The 18,323-nt window shown below is 42.9% G+C and carries 17 protein-coding genes and 1 riboswitch; of the genes, 10 read left to right on the forward strand and 7 right to left on the reverse strand.

Features of this window, described 5'->3' with window-relative positions; all coding sequences use genetic code 11:
• Window position 1 precedes the first annotated feature (1 nt).
• Both NG55_RS02240 and NG55_RS02245 read left to right on the forward strand, forming a co-directional pair.
• On the forward strand, window positions 2-976 hold the full coding sequence (locus NG55_RS02240) for an aliphatic sulfonate ABC transporter substrate-binding protein (RefSeq protein ID WP_065342191.1): 975 nt from the start codon (window positions 2-4) through the stop codon (window positions 974-976).
• A 3-nt stretch (window positions 977-979) separates the two neighbouring features.
• Window positions 980-1,825 (forward strand): ABC transporter permease, encoded by an 846-nt coding sequence (locus NG55_RS02245; RefSeq protein ID WP_065342192.1) that lies wholly within the window; start codon window positions 980-982, stop codon window positions 1,823-1,825.
• On the opposite strand, the gene prmC is transcribed toward NG55_RS02245, so the two are convergent.
• Both prmC and prfA read right to left on the reverse strand, forming a co-directional pair.
• Window positions 1,822-2,637, reverse strand: coding sequence for a peptide chain release factor N(5)-glutamine methyltransferase (gene prmC, locus NG55_RS02250; RefSeq protein ID WP_065342193.1), 816 nt, complete (start codon window positions 2,635-2,637; stop codon window positions 1,822-1,824). The genes NG55_RS02245 and prmC overlap by 4 nt on opposite strands.
• Window positions 2,637-3,725: a peptide chain release factor 1 gene (gene prfA / locus NG55_RS02255; RefSeq protein WP_005212840.1), complete on the reverse strand. Its 1,089-nt coding sequence runs from the start codon at window positions 3,723-3,725 to the stop codon at window positions 2,637-2,639. The genes prmC and prfA overlap by 1 nt, the downstream gene beginning before the upstream one ends.
• A gap of 238 nt (window positions 3,726-3,963) precedes the next feature.
• Between prfA and yiaA the strand changes: the two genes are divergently transcribed.
• The 8 genes from yiaA to NG55_RS02295 all read left to right on the forward strand — a co-directional run bounded on the left by yiaA (window position 3,964) and on the right by NG55_RS02295 (window position 10,794).
• On the forward strand, window positions 3,964-4,431 hold the full coding sequence (gene yiaA, locus NG55_RS02260; RefSeq protein WP_016539804.1) for an inner membrane protein YiaA: 468 nt from the start codon (window positions 3,964-3,966) through the stop codon (window positions 4,429-4,431).
• Between the two features lie 237 nt (window positions 4,432-4,668).
• Window positions 4,669-5,097, forward strand: a complete 429-nt coding sequence (locus tag NG55_RS02265; RefSeq protein WP_016539803.1) for a hypothetical protein — start codon at window positions 4,669-4,671, stop codon at window positions 5,095-5,097.
• 144 nt (window positions 5,098-5,241) lie between these two features.
• Window positions 5,242-6,609: a prephenate-dependent tRNA uridine(34) hydroxylase TrhP gene (gene trhP / locus NG55_RS02270; RefSeq protein WP_065342194.1), complete on the forward strand. Its 1,368-nt coding sequence runs from the start codon at window positions 5,242-5,244 to the stop codon at window positions 6,607-6,609.
• A gap of 1 nt (window position 6,610) precedes the next feature.
• Window positions 6,611-6,865, forward strand: coding sequence for a YfhL family 4Fe-4S dicluster ferredoxin (locus NG55_RS02275; protein ID WP_065342195.1), 255 nt, complete (start codon window positions 6,611-6,613; stop codon window positions 6,863-6,865).
• Between the two features lie 170 nt (window positions 6,866-7,035).
• Window positions 7,036-7,971 carry an ABC transporter permease gene (locus NG55_RS02280; RefSeq protein WP_065342196.1) on the forward strand — a complete coding sequence of 312 codons (936 nt, stop codon included), beginning with the start codon at window positions 7,036-7,038 and terminating at the stop codon, window positions 7,969-7,971.
• A 2-nt stretch (window positions 7,972-7,973) separates the two neighbouring features.
• Window positions 7,974-8,852 (forward strand): ABC transporter ATP-binding protein, encoded by an 879-nt coding sequence (locus NG55_RS02285; protein WP_065342197.1) that lies wholly within the window; start codon window positions 7,974-7,976, stop codon window positions 8,850-8,852.
• Window positions 8,853-8,905: 53 nt separating this feature from the next.
• Entirely contained in the window at window positions 8,906-9,922 is a 1,017-nt protein-coding gene (locus tag NG55_RS02290; RefSeq protein WP_065342198.1) for an isopenicillin N synthase family dioxygenase, read from the forward strand.
• A complete protein-coding gene (locus NG55_RS02295; protein WP_065342199.1) occupies window positions 9,919-10,794 on the forward strand; it encodes a hypothetical protein in 876 nt (291 codons plus the stop codon). Before NG55_RS02290 ends, NG55_RS02295 begins: the two co-directional genes overlap by 4 nt.
• A 122-nt stretch (window positions 10,795-10,916) precedes the next feature.
• On the opposite strand, the gene NG55_RS02300 is transcribed toward NG55_RS02295, so the two are convergent.
• The 5 genes from NG55_RS02300 to NG55_RS02320 all read right to left on the reverse strand — a co-directional run bounded on the left by NG55_RS02300 (window position 10,917) and on the right by NG55_RS02320 (window position 17,784).
• Window positions 10,917-11,948, reverse strand: coding sequence for an ABC transporter substrate-binding protein (locus NG55_RS02300; RefSeq protein WP_065342200.1), 1,032 nt, complete (start codon window positions 11,946-11,948; stop codon window positions 10,917-10,919).
• Between the two features lie 83 nt (window positions 11,949-12,031).
• Window positions 12,032-12,472: a CopG family ribbon-helix-helix protein gene (locus NG55_RS02305; protein ID WP_065342201.1), complete on the reverse strand. Its 441-nt coding sequence runs from the start codon at window positions 12,470-12,472 to the stop codon at window positions 12,032-12,034.
• 298 nt (window positions 12,473-12,770) lie between these two features.
• Complete coding sequence (gene uca / locus NG55_RS02310; protein WP_065342202.1) at window positions 12,771-16,376, reverse strand: urea carboxylase; 3,606 nt, start codon at window positions 16,374-16,376, stop codon at window positions 12,771-12,773.
• A gap of 9 nt (window positions 16,377-16,385) precedes the next feature.
• The gene (locus NG55_RS02315) at window positions 16,386-17,030 is read right to left on the reverse strand and encodes an urea amidolyase associated protein UAAP2 (RefSeq protein WP_016539793.1); all 645 of its coding nucleotides are present in this window, start codon (window positions 17,028-17,030) and stop codon (window positions 16,386-16,388) included.
• A 16-nt stretch (window positions 17,031-17,046) separates the two neighbouring features.
• The gene (locus NG55_RS02320) at window positions 17,047-17,784 is read right to left on the reverse strand and encodes an urea amidolyase associated protein UAAP1 (protein WP_065342203.1); all 738 of its coding nucleotides are present in this window, start codon (window positions 17,782-17,784) and stop codon (window positions 17,047-17,049) included.
• Window positions 17,785-17,830: 46 nt separating this feature from the next.
• Window positions 17,831-17,932: riboswitch (guanidine-I (ykkC/yxkD leader) on the reverse strand.
• Between the last annotated feature and the right edge of the window lie 391 nt (window positions 17,933-18,323).

The raw sequence follows: 18,323 nt of genomic DNA on the forward strand, positions 1-18,323 counted from the left end.
CATGTCTTTCTTTTCTAAATTACCTCTCTCTAAGACTTTATTCGCTTTAGGCTTCTCTACGATATTTATATCCTCCAGTTTTGCTGCCATCTCAACCACGCTCAAACTTGACTACGCCTACTATGCGCCGACCAGTTTAGTGGTCAAAGATCAAAAACTGTTAGAAAAAGCACTGCCAAACACGCAAATCAAATGGGTGTTCAGTCAAGGTAGTAACCGTTCTTTAGAGTATTTAAATAGCAATAGCATTGATTTCGCTTCAACCGCGGGTTTGGCTGCGGTACTCAGTCGCGCCAATGGTAGCCCAATCAAAACGGTCTATATTCAAAGCCAGCCTGAATGGACGGCATTGGTTATTCCTGCAAACTCTCCAATCAAAAACTTAAAAGATCTCAAAGGCAAAAAAATTGCTGCAACCAAAGGCACAGATCCTTTCCTGTTTACGCTACAAGCATTAGATACGGTCGGATTGAATAAACGTGATGTTCAACTGGTGCATTTACAACACCCTGATGGAAAAACGGCCTTGGAACGTGGTCAAGTGGATGCATGGGCGGGACTAGACCCCTTAATGGCGTCTGCACAAATCCAATCTGGGGCTAAATTGCTGTATCGCAATGTTGGATTTAATAGTTATAGCGTCTTGAGTGTCAAAGATGAGTTTAGTAAACAAAGTCCTGAAGCGATTGAGGCGGTAATTAAAGCCTACGAACAAGCACGAAAATGGGCAAAAGCCAATCCAGATAAAGTTGCGGCATTGTTGGCCCGCGAAGCTAAACTACCTTTACCTGTTGCTCAATTGCAGTTGAGCCGTACCAACTTTGAGCAAAACATTCCTTCAGCGACACAAATCCAAGCCCTGAAACGATCAGGAAAAATCCTAACAGAAGAAGATCTGGTCAGAAAAGGAACTGATGTCAATCAAGTGGTTGATCAACTGCTTGATCCACGTTTTGCGCAAAAAGTTGTGAAATAAGCGATGCGCAATTCAAGTCATCATGCGGGGCTAACAAATTTTCTGGCCCAACAAAACGCACAGCCAGATAAAAAACGCTTGAATAGGACTTTGAGTGGTTGGCTAAAAGCACTGCTCATTCCAATCCTGCTGCTGATATTGTGTGAGTTTTTGGTCAGGAATGGCTATATCGAAGCGTATTTACTCCCTGCACCCAGTAGCTTGTGGCAATCTTTCTTGGATTTGGCTCAATCTGATCTGCTCCAGCACATTTACATCAGTACTTGGCGGGTGCTCGTCGGTTTTGCCCTCGGTAGTGGCTTAGCTTTGATTTTTGCGATTTGGGTCGGCTTAAGCAAAGAAGTAGAAGCCTATTTAGAACCTAGCTTTTCTGCACTCAAATCCATTCCAAGCCTTGCTTGGATTCCGTTATTATTGCTTTGGTTAGGGATTGATGAATCGTCTAAAATCACATTGATTGCGATAGGTGCATTTTTCCCGACCTATACCAATACCGTTGCCGCCATCCATAATGTAGATCGAAAGCTGATTGAGGTGGGTAAGGTTTACCATCTCAATGCATTGCAACGGGTTATCTCGATTGTTTTACCTGCCGCTTCTTCTGGAATATTGACCGGTTTACGCAATAGCTTAAGCTTATCGTGGATGTTTATGATTGCAGCCGAACTAATTGCAGCAACCCAAGGAATTGGTTATCTACTCAGTGATGGGCGAGAAACTTCACGTCCAGATATTGTAATCATTGCCATTATTCTATTGGCATTGTTAGGCAAAATTAGCGACACCTTGATGAAACGACTCGAAAATCGTTTACTCCGTTGGCGCGATAGCATTCACAAACAGGCTTAAATCCAACAGGCCAAGGTCACACGGTCATTTTGTCCATAATCCTGAATTGTTTTAATCTGGCTAAAATGATGCTGCTCAAAAATATCACGTACTGCTTGGCCTTGGTCATAACCATGTTCAAGTACAATCCAGCCATTCGGTTTAAGCCAGTCTTTACCTTGGGTAATAATGGTTTCAATATCCGCTATGCCCTGCTTAGCTGCAATCAATGCACGCTCAGGTTCTGACTTGAGCTTTTGCATATGCACATCGTCAGGATCAATATACGGCGGATTGGATACAATCAAATCAAATTGTTGTTGTTCTAAAGCCTCAAACCAAGCCCCACAGGCAAACCTCACCTGCATGAGACCATGTCGAACCGCATTGTCCTGCGCTACCTCTAAAGTCGGCGCATAGATATCAGTTGCAGTGACTTGCCATTGTGGACGTTCACTCGCAAGTGCCAAAGCAATTGCACCCGTGCCTGTCCCTAGGTCAACAATATTGGCTTGTGAACTTAATGGCAGTTTTAATACCGTTTCCACAAGGATTTCGGTATCTGGACGCGGTACCAAAGTGTCATGGGTGACTTTTAAATCGAGCGTCCAAAACGGTTGTGAACCAGTGACATAGGCCAAAGGTTCACCTTGTTCGATACGAGCCAGCCCATCTAAATAAGCTTGCTCCTGCATTTCGGTCAACTCTTGCTCAAGCCTCAATTTAAGTTCTAAGGCGTTAATACCCAAAAGATGTTCGAGTAGCCATGCCGCCTCTTGACGTTCATAGCTATCAATTTCACCTTTGATTTCTAAGGCTTGAGCAATATTCATTAGCCGCCATTTTCCTGTGCAAGCATCGCCAACTGATCTGCCTGATATTCACGATGTAAGCTATCTAACAATTCAGTTAAATCACCTTCCATAATTGCATCTAACTTATATAAAGTGAGATTGATACGGTGATCAGTCATACGACCTTGTGGATAGTTATAGGTACGAATACGCTCTGAACGGTCACCTGAACCGACCAAGTCACGGCGCATTTCTGAAGTTGCTGCATCAGCCGCTGCACGCTTGGCATTTTCTAAACGTGAGACTAACAACGCCATCGCTTTGGCTTTGTTCTTGTGCTGTGAACGCTCTTCCTGACATTCCACCACTACACCTGATGGAATATGGGTAATACGCACCGCTGAATCGGTTTTGTTAATATGCTGACCACCTGCACCTGATGCACGGTAAGTATCAATACGCAAATCGGCAGGATTAATTTCTACTGTAGTGTCTACATCGACTTCTGGCAGAATCGCAACCGTACAAGCCGAAGTATGTACACGGCCCTGTGACTCAGTCGCAGGAACACGTTGTACACGGTGTGCACCACTTTCAAATTTCAAACGACCATAAACACCTTCGCCATCAATACGGCAAATGATCTCTTTATAACCGCCATGCTCACCTTCATTTTCAGAAAGCACTTCAATACGCCAACCTTGTGTTTCAGCGTATTTGCTATACATACGGAATAAATCGCCCGAAAAGATCGCTGCTTCATCACCGCCTGTACCCGCACGAACCTCAAGATAGGCTGCGTTGGCGTCATTTGGATCTTTCGGAATCATTAACACATTTAACTGCTCTTCAAGCGCAACCAAAAGTGCTTTATTTTCTTTGATTTCTTCCTCGGCCATGTCTTTAAAATCAGGATCTGATTTCATCGTTTCAGCCGTTTCGATATCTTCTTCCGCTTGACGATATTTGCTCCAAACCTCAGTGATTTCAGTTAAATCATTATGTTCACGAGACAATTTACGAAAACGTTTATTGTCCGAAATTACTTCTACATCAGCGAGTAATGCAGTCAGCTCTTCGTGACGATCACAAAGTTGATCGAGTCTTAAACGGAGTGATGCTTTCATGGGCGGAATATCTCAAAATCTAAAGACTCAGTGCCGACGAAGCACGAGCAAAATCAAAAAATTGCGCATAGTTTACAGACTCTACTGCTTAAAAGACATAGAGAATCAGGGGAACTTACTATTCCACACCCATTTCATCACAAATTGTTCAGTTTTAGTTCTCAATGCTTGTTCTCTGACTAAGGCTTATATATAAATAATGCAAGACAAATAGAAAGATAAAACAATAGGATAATTTATGAATAATTTTATAAACCGTCCCACCTCTGCCTTTATCGCTGCGAGTTGGGTGGCATTACTCGCAGGTGGTGTAGGCTTTATGATCGGCCTCTGGAATGCCAATATGCCTTTGCATGAAAAAGGCTATTATCTCGTGATCTTGCTGTATGGGCTTTTTTCCGCAGCTTCTTTGCAGAAAACCGTGCGTGATCAACTGGAAGGGATTCCTGTTACGGCGATTTATTATGGACTCTGTTGGGCTTCGATGGCCCTATGTATTGGTCTTTTATTGGTGAGCTTATGGAATGCCGAACTGAGCATGAGTGAAAAAGGCTTTTACATCATGTCCTTTTTATTGAGTCTGTTTGGCGTGGTGGCAACCCAAAAGAATATTCGTGACTTAAACTATCAGCGTCTGCAAACTGAACTCAATCCACGTCAGTTCAAACACGAAGAGCAAACTGCGAAAGATGAATCCTTAGATTAATTAAAAAATGAATGGAGCCTTAAAATAAGGTTTCATTTTTTTTGTGCAAGGTTTAACGATCTTATTGTTTAATCGTATCTTACGCGCATTATCCTCTAAGCTCAGCAACATAACACTACAATCCAGACACCAAAGAGTAATAATTCAGAAAAGCTTCTCCACACTTTCATACTGAAACTTTGTTACATTTGCAGCCATGAAAAAGAGGTCCGCTTTATTTCGGACACGGAGTCAAAAATGAAATTAAATGCTTGGTTATGTGCTGCTATTTTTGCGAGCTCATCATTGGTTACTGCTGCTCATGCTGATAATGCAACCCGTGTTGCTGCAACGTCTGCGCTTGGTAGCGTCGTCGGTACTGCGATTGGTAAAGAAATGGGTGGAAACAGCGGCGCAATGATTGGTTCTGCTCTCGGTGGTGCTGGCGGCGCTGCAGCTGCAAGTAGCAAACGTACCCGTACTGAAGCTGCCATTGGTGGTGGTCTAGGTGGTGTTGGTGGTTATACTGTCGGCAAAAACCTAGGGGGCACGACTGGTGGTTATATCGGTGCTGCTGCTGGCGCAGCGGGTGGTTCTGCTCTAGGCCGTAAAGTCGGACAAGACCGCGACTATGACAATTACCAATCGAAAAAATACAAGAAGAAAAGAAAGCATCGTCATCACTAATTCCAAAAGCACCTTCGGGTGCTTTTTTATGGCCTAGATTTTCCCTAAACATAGATAAAATCCTGAGTAAAACACTAGGTTGAATCCTTAATCTGAACTTTTTAGAATAATCCCTTATTTTTTATATGCCTTTTATGCTGCATCATGAATACTGAATTACTCTCTCCTGCTGGTTCCCTTAAAAATATGCGTTATGCCTTTGCCTATGGGGCTGATGCGGTCTATGCAGGCCAGCCACGTTATAGCTTACGCGTCCGTAACAATGAATTTGACCATGACAATTTAAAAATCGGGATTGATGAAGCCCATGCCTTAGGCAAAAAGTTTTATGTGGTGGTGAATATCCAGCCGCATAACAGCAAACTGAAAAACTTTATCCGCGACATTGAACCGATTATTGCCATGCAGCCCGATGCGCTGATTATGTCTGATCCCGGTTTGATTATGTTGGTACGTGAACATTTTCCTGAGATGCAGATTCATCTCTCGGTACAAGCCAATGCCATTAACTGGGCCACGGTAAAATTCTGGCAAGACTATGGTTTAAGTCGGGTGATCTTGTCACGAGAACTCTCACTGGAAGAAATCGAAGAAATCCAGAACCATGTCCCAGACATTGAACTGGAAGTGTTCGTGCATGGGGCACTGTGTATGGCCTATTCTGGTCGTTGCTTGTTATCGGGTTATATGAATAAACGTGATGCCAATCAAGGCGCCTGTACCAATGCCTGTCGTTGGGACTATAAAATCCACACAGCGCAAGAAGATGCCAATGGAGATGTCACCCCTGTTCAACCAGCCAATACTCAGCAGCAATGTTGCTCAAAAACATCAAACAGCACTAATACGGCGCAAACTGTTTTGGTGCAGCGTCATGATGAAGAGATGTTTGCCGCTGAAGAAGATGAGCACGGCACTTATTTTATGAATTCTAAAGATCTACGCGCAGTGCAACATGTAGATCGTCTGACTCAGATCGGTGTAGCCTCGCTCAAGATTGAGGGTCGGACTAAATCTTATTTTTATTGTGCCCGTACTGCACAGATTTACCGTAAAGCCATTGATGATGCACTGGTAGGTAATGAATTTGATCCTAGCTTGATGACTCAACTGGAAGGTTTAGCAAACCGTGGTTATACCGAAGGCTTCTTGCGCCGCCATGTGCATAGCGATTATCAAAATTATGTCGATGGTTCATCGCATTTTGACTATCAACAATTTTGCGGTGAAGTCACTGCACGTCATGGCGACCATATTCGCATTGAGGTTAAAAACCGTTTTGTGATTGGTGATTCACTTGAGCTTATGACACCCAAAGGCAATATCCACTTCAAATTAGAACAGATGCGTGATCTTAAAGGCAATACCATTGAAAGTGCCAAGGGTTCAGGGCATATCGTAGAAATTCCATTTTCCCCAGAAGTCGATATTGAATATGCACTGTTGATTCGTAATTTGCCCCATGCCACAACCGAGTTACGATCTACGGCTTTGGCCTATTCGGCAGATTAAGATGGCACTAATGATTACTAACGCATGTATCAATTGCGATATGTGCTTACCTGAATGCCCCAATCAAGCGATTAATGAAGGTGCAAAAGTCTATGAAATTGATCCACAACGTTGCACTGAATGTATCGGTTTCTACACAGCACCCACCTGTCTTGCTGTCTGTCCCATCGACTGTATTCAGCCTGACCCAGCGTGGCTGGAATCTCCTGATCAACTGCTGATTAAATTCCATAACCTGAATCTATTCAAGCATTAAGGACTCACTAAAAGATAGGCACAAGCATCGCTATCAAATTACAAAGTGCCTATCTCGCTTTTAATTGATTGCACTTGATCCTGATTTTGCTATTCAGCATCCGCACTGGCATCAAAATTGCTAATTAGTATTACGTTTTATTTAATTAGTATTACTACGGGTGTGCACCTATGCATCATTCAGTACTGTCAAAAAGCAAAAAGCTTTATTTGAGTTTGGGGTCTTTTCTAATTCCCATCCTGATCTGGAGCTGTGTCAGTTACTTACCCTTTATCTGGCATCCACAAGTTCAAATTACCAATGCAGGCTCAGCCACTTATCTACAGGCAGGCACCCGAATAGATAAGCAGGCTTATTATGCAGAGGCACAAGATGCCGTCAATCAAGGCAAAACACCGCCTACAGGTATTCTGGTCAATCCCATTTATTTGCCTGCACCGCATCAAGTGGCGAAAGCCTTATTTACGTCCTTTACCACTCCACCTCAACAGGCCGATGCGCCGTGGTTACATCAAAGTCTATGGCACAGTATCAAGATTGTTTTTACGGCGTTTTTTATTTCTTCATTGATCGGTGTGCCGTTGGGTATCCTGTGTGGTTTTTCCAATACTATCTCTAAGCTGACTGAACCCTTTGTCGAGTTCTTTCGCTACCTACCAGCACCTGCCTTTGGGGCATTAGCAGTGGCGATTTTAGGTATTAATGATGCCCCGAAAATTGCCATTATCGTGATTGGTACCTTATTTCAGCAAATTCTGATCATTGCCAATACCACTCGAATGGTTGACCGCGGCTTGGTTGAGGCAGGCTATACCCTAGGCACCAATAAGCTTAAAAGCCTGTTCCATGTGGTGATTCCTGCGGCACTACCCGACATTTATCGAGATCAACGGGTGTTGCTCGGTTGGGCATGGACCTATCTGATCGTGTCAGAACTGATTGGTGCCACATCAGGAATTACCTGGTTCATTACTCAACAAGCGCGTTATCAGAACTTTGACAATGTCTATGCCGCCATCCTGATTATCGGGGTAATTGGACTGTTGTGTGATTTGATTTTAATGAAACTGGGTAGTTCCCTGTTTAAATGGAAAAAAGGAGTATAAATATGGCGGATAATTTTGATGCCAAAGCCTATTTTGAGCATATTTATACGCGTCCCCTAATGTTGGAAACTAAGCAACTAACACAAATTTTTCAGCATGGTGATTCAGAACGAACCGTGCTGAACCAAATTGATTTACGTATTCATAAACGTGAGTTTGTTTGTGTGATTGGTCCTTCTGGCTGTGGAAAATCAACTTTAAGTCGTGTGGTTGCAGGTCTAGATGACTACCACAGTGGCGAGGTTCTGGTTGAGGGGCAAAAGATTAAAGGCCCAAGTTCAGAACGTGGCATGGTGTTTCAAGGCTATACCTTATTTCCATGGAAAACCGTTAAAGAAAATGTGATGTTTGGCCCTTTGATGAAAGGCATCAGTCAAACCCGTGCCGAAGAAATGGCACGTGAATGGATCAATATTATTGGCTTAGAAAAATATGAAAATCAGTTCCCACATGAACTTTCTGGTGGGATGAAACAGCGTGTCGCCATTGCCCGTGCTTTAGTCAATGAACCCAAGATATTACTCATGGATGAACCCTTTGGCGCGCTCGATCCCTACACCCGACAAAAAATGCAGAAGCATTTGATGGACTTGTGGCAAAACATTGATATCACCATATTATTTGTCACGCATGATATGGATGAAGCTATTTTATTGGCAGATCGTATTGTGGCCTTAAAAGCCAATCCGGGCGAGATCAAAGAGATTATCGAGGTGAATTTACCACGCCCACGGACAATTGAGCTGATGCATTCGCCTGAATTTAAACAACTACGGGAACGGGTTGATCTGTTGGTACATCACCAAGAGGAACAACTCGACCCTGCACTACAAGATTTACCTAAAATTCCACGTATGACCCAAATGAGTACACAGAAATAAAATAGCGTTTGGGACGACCCAATCTGCTTCATTTATTGCTGGACGACCAGCCAATGGTGAATCTCATGAACCATGATTATGTGTTGCCCTTAATTGATATTTCACTCCTCAACAGTGAGCGTTTAGAAGATCGCAAACAGGTGGTGAAGCAACTTGATCAAGCTTGTAAAGAGGTTGGCTTCTTATACATTCAAGGGGAACAATTTCAGCCCGAACTGTTCGATCAGTTAAAACAAGTTGCACAACACTATTTTAGCCAAGACCATGCCACTAAAATGCAACATTATATTGGTCTTTCCGAAAATCATAGTGGTTATGTGCCAATCGGTGAAGAACAGTTTAAAGCCAATGTCTATGATCTAAAAGAATCCTATGACATCAATTATGACTATCTCGGTGAGCTGTATCGTCGTCCTTTACTCGGCCCAACACTATGGCCTGAAGATGCCCGCTTTAAACACACCGTCTTAAATTATTATCAGCATATCAAAGCCATCGGCAATCAGCTATTTAAAGCTTTTGCCTTAGCACTTGATTTGAATGAGGACTTTTTTGAACCACATTCAAAGCATGCACCAAGCCAATTGAGGCTGATTCACTACCCTTACAATCCCGAGGCACAAGATCAATCAGGCATTGGTGCACATACCGACTATGAATGTTTTACCCTTTTATTTCCAACAGCAGAAGGTTTACAAGTACTCAATAAACAAGGTGAATGGATCGATATTCCCTTAATTGAAAACACCATGGTAATGAATATTGGCGATATGATGGAGATCTTATCTAATGGTCGTTATTTGGCAACCAAACATCGTGTAAGACGAGTACAGCAAGAACGTTACTCTTTTCCGCTGTTCTTCTCCTGTGATTATGACTATCTGATTCAGCCACTGATTCCCAATGAAGCACCGTTATACCCGCCTATGAAAGGCGGTGAGCATCTATTTAATCAAACCGCTCAAACTTTTATGTACCTCAAGCAACGCATTCAATCAGGTGAGCTGGTACTTGAAAATGCCCGCCCGCTGTACTCCTTTGGTTTAAATGAACAAGGAGCAGGTGAATGAATCTAATCAGCTTACTCGCGCAACTAGAGCCAACTGCAATTGATGATCACTTGCCCTTACCCCGCTATTTATTGGGATGTTTTAGACGTAAAAGTATCAGTTTCTTCAATGGCATGACGGACGAAAAGACCATTGTGTATTGGTTTCAGTCCAAATCTTTCAGCATTGACCTCCGACTGATCGATGCCAATCAAACTGCAGTGCATGAGCGACAAGGATGGATTGGCGATACCTTATGGGATTCAGAGCGTGAATTACTCTCTTGGCAGGTGCATCAAAACTATCAGAATCATATTCAATGGCCTGAACCAGCGAAACTCTACCCGATCGGCAACAGTATTTTAGAGTTTTCACCTTCCCATGCCTATGTAGAGGATTGGCGGCAACAGGCTCAGCAGGGCTTATTGCTTGGTTTACGATTATTCCAGATGCAAAATGTGGCAACACAACAGATGATAGCTATGGATGGTGGCTTGATGATCAGCGATCAGCACATGGCTTATGCTCAATCACGCCTTCCTCAACAACAAAAGCAACTGAAGAATAGCCGGATTGATCATCCTGAAAATGATCTAAAAGCAATTGAAAGCTATGAAGTTTCAGTTGCTTTAAATGGTTCTTCTATTGGTTTTAGTACAATCAGCAGTCGTTTGCAGCAATCGATTTCACTCGATGATTTTGAAATAGAAGATGCCAACACTCTGACTCAACTAAAACAGATTGAAGGTGAGCTGTATCGACTTTATTTTCACGTGGATATCTATCAACCTGATTTTGTATTTAATACCACAACCGCAACCACCACGGATACACAACAATGGCTGGCTGCTGAACAAAAGCATTTATTAAAAAATGCCACGCGAACTTACTAATACTGTTTCTATCTGATTGATTCTAAAAAGGACAATCAATTCTTTAAAAAGATTGTCCTTAAAATTTTAAAATCCAGAAATAAAAAAATCGTTCTATGAGAACGATTTTTTTTATAAATTAGCTATTTCAACTCATCCACCAAAGCTGGATAAATCAAGCCATCCACATCCACTTCAGTTTTATAAATCCCATTACTGACATTGAATTGATTGACGTGATAGGTCGAACCATAAATCGAATCAAAGCCTGTTCCCTTCTGAAACACTTTCTTATTCGCTGCGATATCCAGTAAATGTGTCCCCTCAATAAATTGCTCATATTGTTGAGGATCAACACCAACACGGTTGGCCATGATTTTTACCGCATCAGCGTGGGTTGCAGGGTCTTGGATGTATTTCACCGTTTTATCCCACACTTGGATCAGCTTTTTCCAGTCCTCTTGATGCGCCGATAAATGAGCTGGATTCACCGCAAGCGTATCGTAGATCAAACCTGGCTTATCTTTGGAACTATAAATAATCTTGGAACCCGCCACTACTTTTAACGCTTGATTGGCAACGGGTTGCCATACTGCAATCGCAGCAATATCCTGACTGCCAAACACTTGAGGAAGTTCATTGGTTACTGAATTGACCAGTTTAATATCTGAGAATGGAATCTTGGCATCGGTCAAAGCCGTCGATAATAACAGGTGATCGACCAAACCCTTTTCTGTTGCTATGGATTTGCCTTTTAAATCCTGAATGCTGTTGATGCCATTCTTGGCAATAATCACATCATTGCCCGCAGAATAATCCGTCACCATAATGATCATGCCCTTGCTCCCGCCCGAGGCATTGACCAAATTATCGCCATTGGTAATAAACACCGCATCGAGTTGATTGGCAGCAAAAGCAGAAATTGAGGCTGAATAATCAAACCATTTAAAGTCAACATTCAACCCTGCATCTTTGAGCCAACCTTTTTCAATCGCCACTTGCCAAGCCACCCAACCTGGCCAATCACTATATCCAATTGTAATAGGCGTGGTTGTCGTTAGCTCTTTGGCCTCGGTTGCTTTTTCCGCCGTTGGCACTTTTGCGGAATTATCACACGCGCTAAGCACCAGCCCGAACAGCACTGAAACAGATAACGTTGCTATTGCTTGCTTCATAATCACCCCATATCTTTTTTGAAAATTTTGCTCAGAGCACATCTAAATTACGTGTTGAGCGACACTACCGATGCCGCTGCGTCCTAATCGTTTTGCTGTAAGGGTGGCATCACGGCATCCATGAGTTCCAGATGTCCTTTAATCACCCCTTTTAAAGCAGTAAATTGCTGACTAATTTGTTTAAGATCATTACTGCCACCTTGTAACAGCATGACTTCCAATATTTTTTGTTGATCCAGTTGAATATGTAATGAACTGATCACCTGTTCTAAAAATTTCTGTTGTAAGTCTAAGAGTTGCATACGTAACGGCATACAACTGGCGTCATACAACAAGGTTAGTGTGCCGACCATGACTGCATTTTGCTGTGCCTGTTCAGCAATGAGATGCTTATTGATCATGTCGACAATCGCCTGAGAGCGACTTTCATAATGCTCTTCGACAATGGTTTGATCTAAGGCTTCAACCGTTTTTTCAGGGACGGTAATACTGATTCGAGTCAGTTTAGGACGTGCATTTATCATGATCAGTCTATTGTTTAGAAACTTGGTTTTGCTTTACATACAGACCTGCTCGGACCGTAAGTAAATTGGCAAAACAGCGCGCTGCAACTTTGAAATACTGAATTAGGATTGATTGCGTTTTCATAACCACCTCAGTCTTAGTAATACCAAATTTATAATTCGTAATATTTAATGCAGTATCTATGCCAATTTTTTAGCCAAATAAAGTAGAAAACCCGTGTGAATTGCTGAATAAATGCACACAAAAAAAGCCCGATGTTTCATCATAGGGCCTTTTCTGCATCATGGATTTTGATTGCTATCCAGCAGGTGCAAGCGTAAACAATGCCTGTCCTGTTTTTACCGTTTGCGCTTTATCAATCAAGATACTATCGACTTTCATTTTTGCAGGCGCAAGGATTGGAATTTCAATTTTCATTGCTTCAATTACCGCCAAGGTTTCACCTTCTTCAATAATATCGCCTACGGTACATTCAATTTTCCAGACCGAACCCGGCATATGTGACTCCACGATCATGCCACCATTCGGAACTATGATTTCTGAATCATCCAGTACTGCATCCATACTTTCAGAAACATATTCAGCCAAGCCTGCTTCATGCCAGCGACGGCGTTCCGCTTCAAAATTACTTTGTTGAATCTGTTTAAAAGCCTGAATACTGCTTTGATTGTCTTTTAGAAAAGCATTGTAGTCTTTGAGATTCAGCACCCCTTCTTCGATCCGCAGTTGCAAACGTCCTGCTTTAAAGTCTTCCCGCATTTCCAACAGCTCAGGCTCAGACACTTCATAGAAACGGATTTGGTCAAAGAATCTGAGCAACCACGGTTTGTGCGCTTCAAAATTCGGATTTTGACGATAACGGCTCCACACCTGTGTGGTACGTCCTACAAACTGATAGCCACCCGGCCCTTCCATGCCATAAACACACATATAAGCCCCACCAATTCCGACGGCGTTTTCAGGTGTCCATGTTCGAGCAGGATTATATTTAGTGGTAACTAAACGGTGTCTCGGGTCTAGCGGTGTCGCAACAGGTGCACCCAGATAAACGTCTCCCAAGCCCATTACCAAATACGCCGTGTCATAGACCACATCTTTAACGGCTTGCTTTGATGCAAGACCGTTAATACGGCGAATGAACTCAATATTATCTGGACACCATGGTGCATCTGGACGAACCAATTGCGTATATTTTTCGGTGGCAAGTTGGGTTTGCGAATCTTCCCAAGCCAGTGGTAAATACACAGTTCTAGACGGTACCTGCATATTTTCAATATCGGGTAATTCACTTTCAGCCACCTGTAACAAGCGAAGTAAATCCAGTTGCTCTAGAACCATTGAATCATAATGAATCTGCAATGAACGAATGCCTGGGGTCAAATCAATGATGCCCTGAATATTTTGTTGCTGCATCCATTGCATTAAGGCATGAATACGAAAACGTAAATTGAGATCTAAGACCAATTCACCATATTCTACTAACAGATATTGGTTACCTGCGGGGCGATAGCTCACTTTGGGTTTGTCGGCACCCTGATCCAAAGTCGCCAACACGGCATTTTTTAAAGTGACAGGCTCTGCTTTGAATATAGGTTCAAAATTAATCTGTGATGCCGTTTCATTCTGTAAGGCCGATTGATAACGCTGTTCTAACTGTTGCGCCTGTGCATAACTGACAGGGATAAATCTCACTTTATCACCTGCTTTGAGTTGACCTAATTTCCATAACTCTGAGTTGATCACCACCGCAGGGCAAACAAAGCCGCCTAAACTCGGGCCATCAGGCCCCAAGATAATTGGCATATCCCCAGTGAAATCAATGGCACCAATCGCATAGGCATTGTCATGGATATTCGATGGGTGTAAGCCCGCTTCGCCGCCATCAATCCGTGCCCATTCAGGTTTCGGGCCGATCAAACGAATACCGGTACGACTCGAGTTAAAGTGAATCTCCCAGTCTTGATCAAAAAACATGGCAACATCATTCGGCGTAAAAAAATCAGGTGCACCATGCGGACCATACATGACCGCGATTTCCCATTCGGTTTTAAAACTTGGGATTTGTTCAGGTTTTAATGCAACTGTTTGCTCGGTTTTCGCCTCCGTGATTGGCAACATATCGCCCATCAGTAAATTACGCCCTGCATGACCACCAAATTGCCCTAAGGTAAACGTGGCTAAACTGCCCAAATACGCAGGCAGATTAAATCCATGCTTAATCCCAATATAACTACGGCAACCCGTACTGATACGACCGCATTTTAACACCTGACCTTTACGCACATTAATGGTTGACCACATCGCGACTGGCTGACCATCCAGACTGACCTCCATCTCACCACCTGTGATGGCAATCTGACTGTCACAATGAAATTTTAAAGTCGGTCCAAGTAAAGTACATTCTAGTCCCGAACTGTTAAATGCATTGCCCAACAATTGATTGGCAACATTCAAGCTCAATGCATCCATCGCACCTGAAGGCGGAACACCCACATCCCAATAGCCCAAGCGACCTGTTACATCTTGCACTGCAGTTTGAATCCCTGCCTGTAACACCTCTATTTTTTGGGTTTTCCATTCAAACTGATTCAAGAAACGGGTGGTTTGTGTGCCTTGCCCAAATACCTCCCCCGCAATAATTTCCTGTAAGTATTCGAGATTGGTTTCAATCCCTGCAATCTCTGTATTACTTAGGCTATTTTGCATAGCAACGATGGCCTGCTCTCGATCCGTTGCCGTCACAATAATTTTTGCAATCATCGGGTCATAGAATGAGGAAACATTTGAGCCAGTTTCGACCCATGTTTCCACCCGTGATTGCGGGTCAAATTTGACACTGGTCAATAAGCCCGCGCTGGGTTGAAAGTTCTTAATCGGATCTTCGGCATATAAACGCACTTGAATCGAATGACCTTTGGGCGGTGCAATCTGTTGCGGTGCTTGCCAATCCCCACTGGCCAAGCTCACCATCCATTCAACCAGATCAACGTCATACACCTGTTCCGTCACCCCATGTTCCACTTGCAAGCGTGTATTCACTTCTAAAAAGTAGAACTGTTGTGTATCGGTATCCATCACAAATTCAACCGTACCTGCAGAACGATACTGCACCGACTGCATCAATTGAATGGCAACCTGTTGAATATAAGTGCGTTGCGTATCATTCAAATGTGGTGCGGGTGTTTCCTCAATCACTTTTTGATTACGGCGTTGTACCGAACAATCACGCTCACCAAGTGCAATGACATGGCCTTGACCATCGCCAAAAATTTGCACCTCAATGTGACGGGCATTTTCGACAAACTTTTCCAGATACAGTCCTGCATCTTTAAAGTTCGCTTGCGCCAGATAGGAAACAGTTTGATAGGCTTCTTTTAATTCCTGTTCATTCCAGACCAGACGCATGCCAATACCGCCACCGCCTGCGGTGCTTTTCAGCATCACGGGATAGCCAATCTGATCGGCCTGAAGCAATGCATCATCCAAGTCGATAAGCAACTGACTACCTGGTAGCAAGGGTACATGGTTCTGAATCGCCAATGCTCGTGCGGTATGTTTTAGACCAAAATCGCGCATTTGCTGTGAGGTCGGACCAATAAAGGCTATACCGTGTTGCTCGCACAGATCACAAAATGCGGCATTTTCTGATAAAAAACCATAACCTGGATGAATTGCTTCAGCCCCAGTGTGCTGTGCTGCAGCCAGAATTTTTTCAATATTTAAATAGCTTTGTTGTGCAGCTGAATCGCCGATAAAAATCGCTTCGTCGGCTAAACTGACATGCAAGGAGTCCCGATCCGCTTCGGAATAGACCGCAACCGATTGAATCCCAAGTTTTTTTAAGCTACGAATGACACGACAGGCAATCGCCCCACGATTGGCAATCAGTACTTTTTTAAACATTATGCCACCTCACGCGTCACGTATAACAAGTTGGATTTTGGTCGGGTTATAGGCATTACAAGGATTATTCAATTGCGGACAATTTGAAATCAGGACGATCAGATCCATTTCGGCTTTGATCTCGACATATTTACCCGCTGCAGACACCCCATCTTCAAACTTTAAATGGCCTTCAGCGGTTACAGGTACATTCATAAAAAAGTTAATATTGGGACCAATATGACGCACATTGAGCTGATGCTTTTTGGCGATCGGATGTTGTGCCAAGGCATACATGAAATTATTGCGGCAACTGTGCATCGGATATTTATCATGTGCATAACGAACGGTATTGCTTTCACATGAACATGCCCCACCTAAGGTGTCATGTCTGCCGCAATTGTCATCGATAATAGTGGCAATTGGGCGGGCAAAATTACTAAATAAGATCGTGCCTTTTTCCAGATAAAGCTGCTGATTTTGCGCCAAGGTATCGGTTGCGCTATAACGTTCTTCAGCGTTGTTGGCACTGATAAATAAGGTATCAACAGCTTGGTTTCCTTCCAGATCAATAATGCGGAAATACTGACCTTGTTTCACCTCACCCATCCATGCTTCACCTGCAAGGCAAATCTGGTCTAAAACAATCTGTTCAATTTTTGCTGATGCTGTCATTTTCTCGCTCCCCACCTTAATTCGACAATGCGTAATAGCGTGTGTTATTGGCAAAACCACGCTGATTTTGAGCACATGAATCCCGACAAACATCCTGTTCAGTTAAGGCATTGGCTTTGAATAGACGAAGTTGGATATCGGAGGGTTGATACTGTGTAGATAAATCGAGTGGATGTGGTGCCGCAGAAAGAAAAACCAGACAATCCATTTCAAAGCGCAGTTCAATCTTTTGCTGTTGATTGTCGTCTGTGACATAACTTAATCGACCATGATCGTCGGGCTGGACTTTTGAAAATAAATTTACTGTTGCGCTCAAATCGGCTTGGCCTAGACCAAATTTGGTCAATTCCACCAATAAACTATCTAGACCATTTTGATGCATGTCATTACGCGCATCCTGAAAGTTTTTTTTGCCAAAATTTTGTGCAATCTGCTGTGCGGTACTTGGACCGCAAAACACATCATTCCAGCCATGCTCATCTTGAATAATGGAGGCCATCACACGGCCAAGATCTGAGTACAAAACATGCCCTGTCGAGAGAAAAGCCGTATGCTGTGCTTTTAGACTATCGGGCATATTAAAACGCTCCAGCTTGTCATCAGCATTGACACAGAACAAAGACACATTGGCCTGCTGCCCCAGCGCTTCAAGCTGTAAAACTGCCCCTCGTTGAATCCGACCCGACCAATGATGCCCACCAGGCAATGTTTCTTGCCACAGTATTTTATTGTCGTGATAGAACGATTGATTCATAACAAACCCCTTGCGGATACTTAACCTCGTTATGGCAATATGCCTGACCTCCCGGGCTTTTATCCCTCCGTGTAGTTCTATCGAACCGTTATCTCTCGGACCAGTCATGTCTCCATGCGGATACATCGGAACCCTAGACAACTTTATCTATGTTGTTATGAAGCAAAAGACATGCCAATTTAGTAATACGATTTTGCATATTCGTAATACTCAAAAGGTCATTTTTAGCTTGTTCAGAGTGCATTTTAAAAAACAAAGCACCAATTTGATGCTGTGGGTTCACCATCACTTTTTTATTTTTAAATCGAATTGCAGCATGGTAGATAAGAAAAATGTATCAAGTTCATTTAGATAAAAGTAACGACCACTTTTTAGCTATATTTTTTATTTATCCTACATTTTTCACGACAAAGAAAACAATTCAAACCTTTGAATAATATAAGTTTAAAATAAAAATCCGCACCCCCTTGTGCGTCACAGTTTGTCGCTCAAGAAACAGCATTGATGTATTTCACAACTTATTCATCACAAAATGAATT

Origin of the sequence: Acinetobacter gyllenbergii (assembly GCF_001682515.1) — a bacterium.
Classification (GTDB): domain Bacteria; phylum Pseudomonadota; class Gammaproteobacteria; order Pseudomonadales; family Moraxellaceae; genus Acinetobacter; species Acinetobacter gyllenbergii.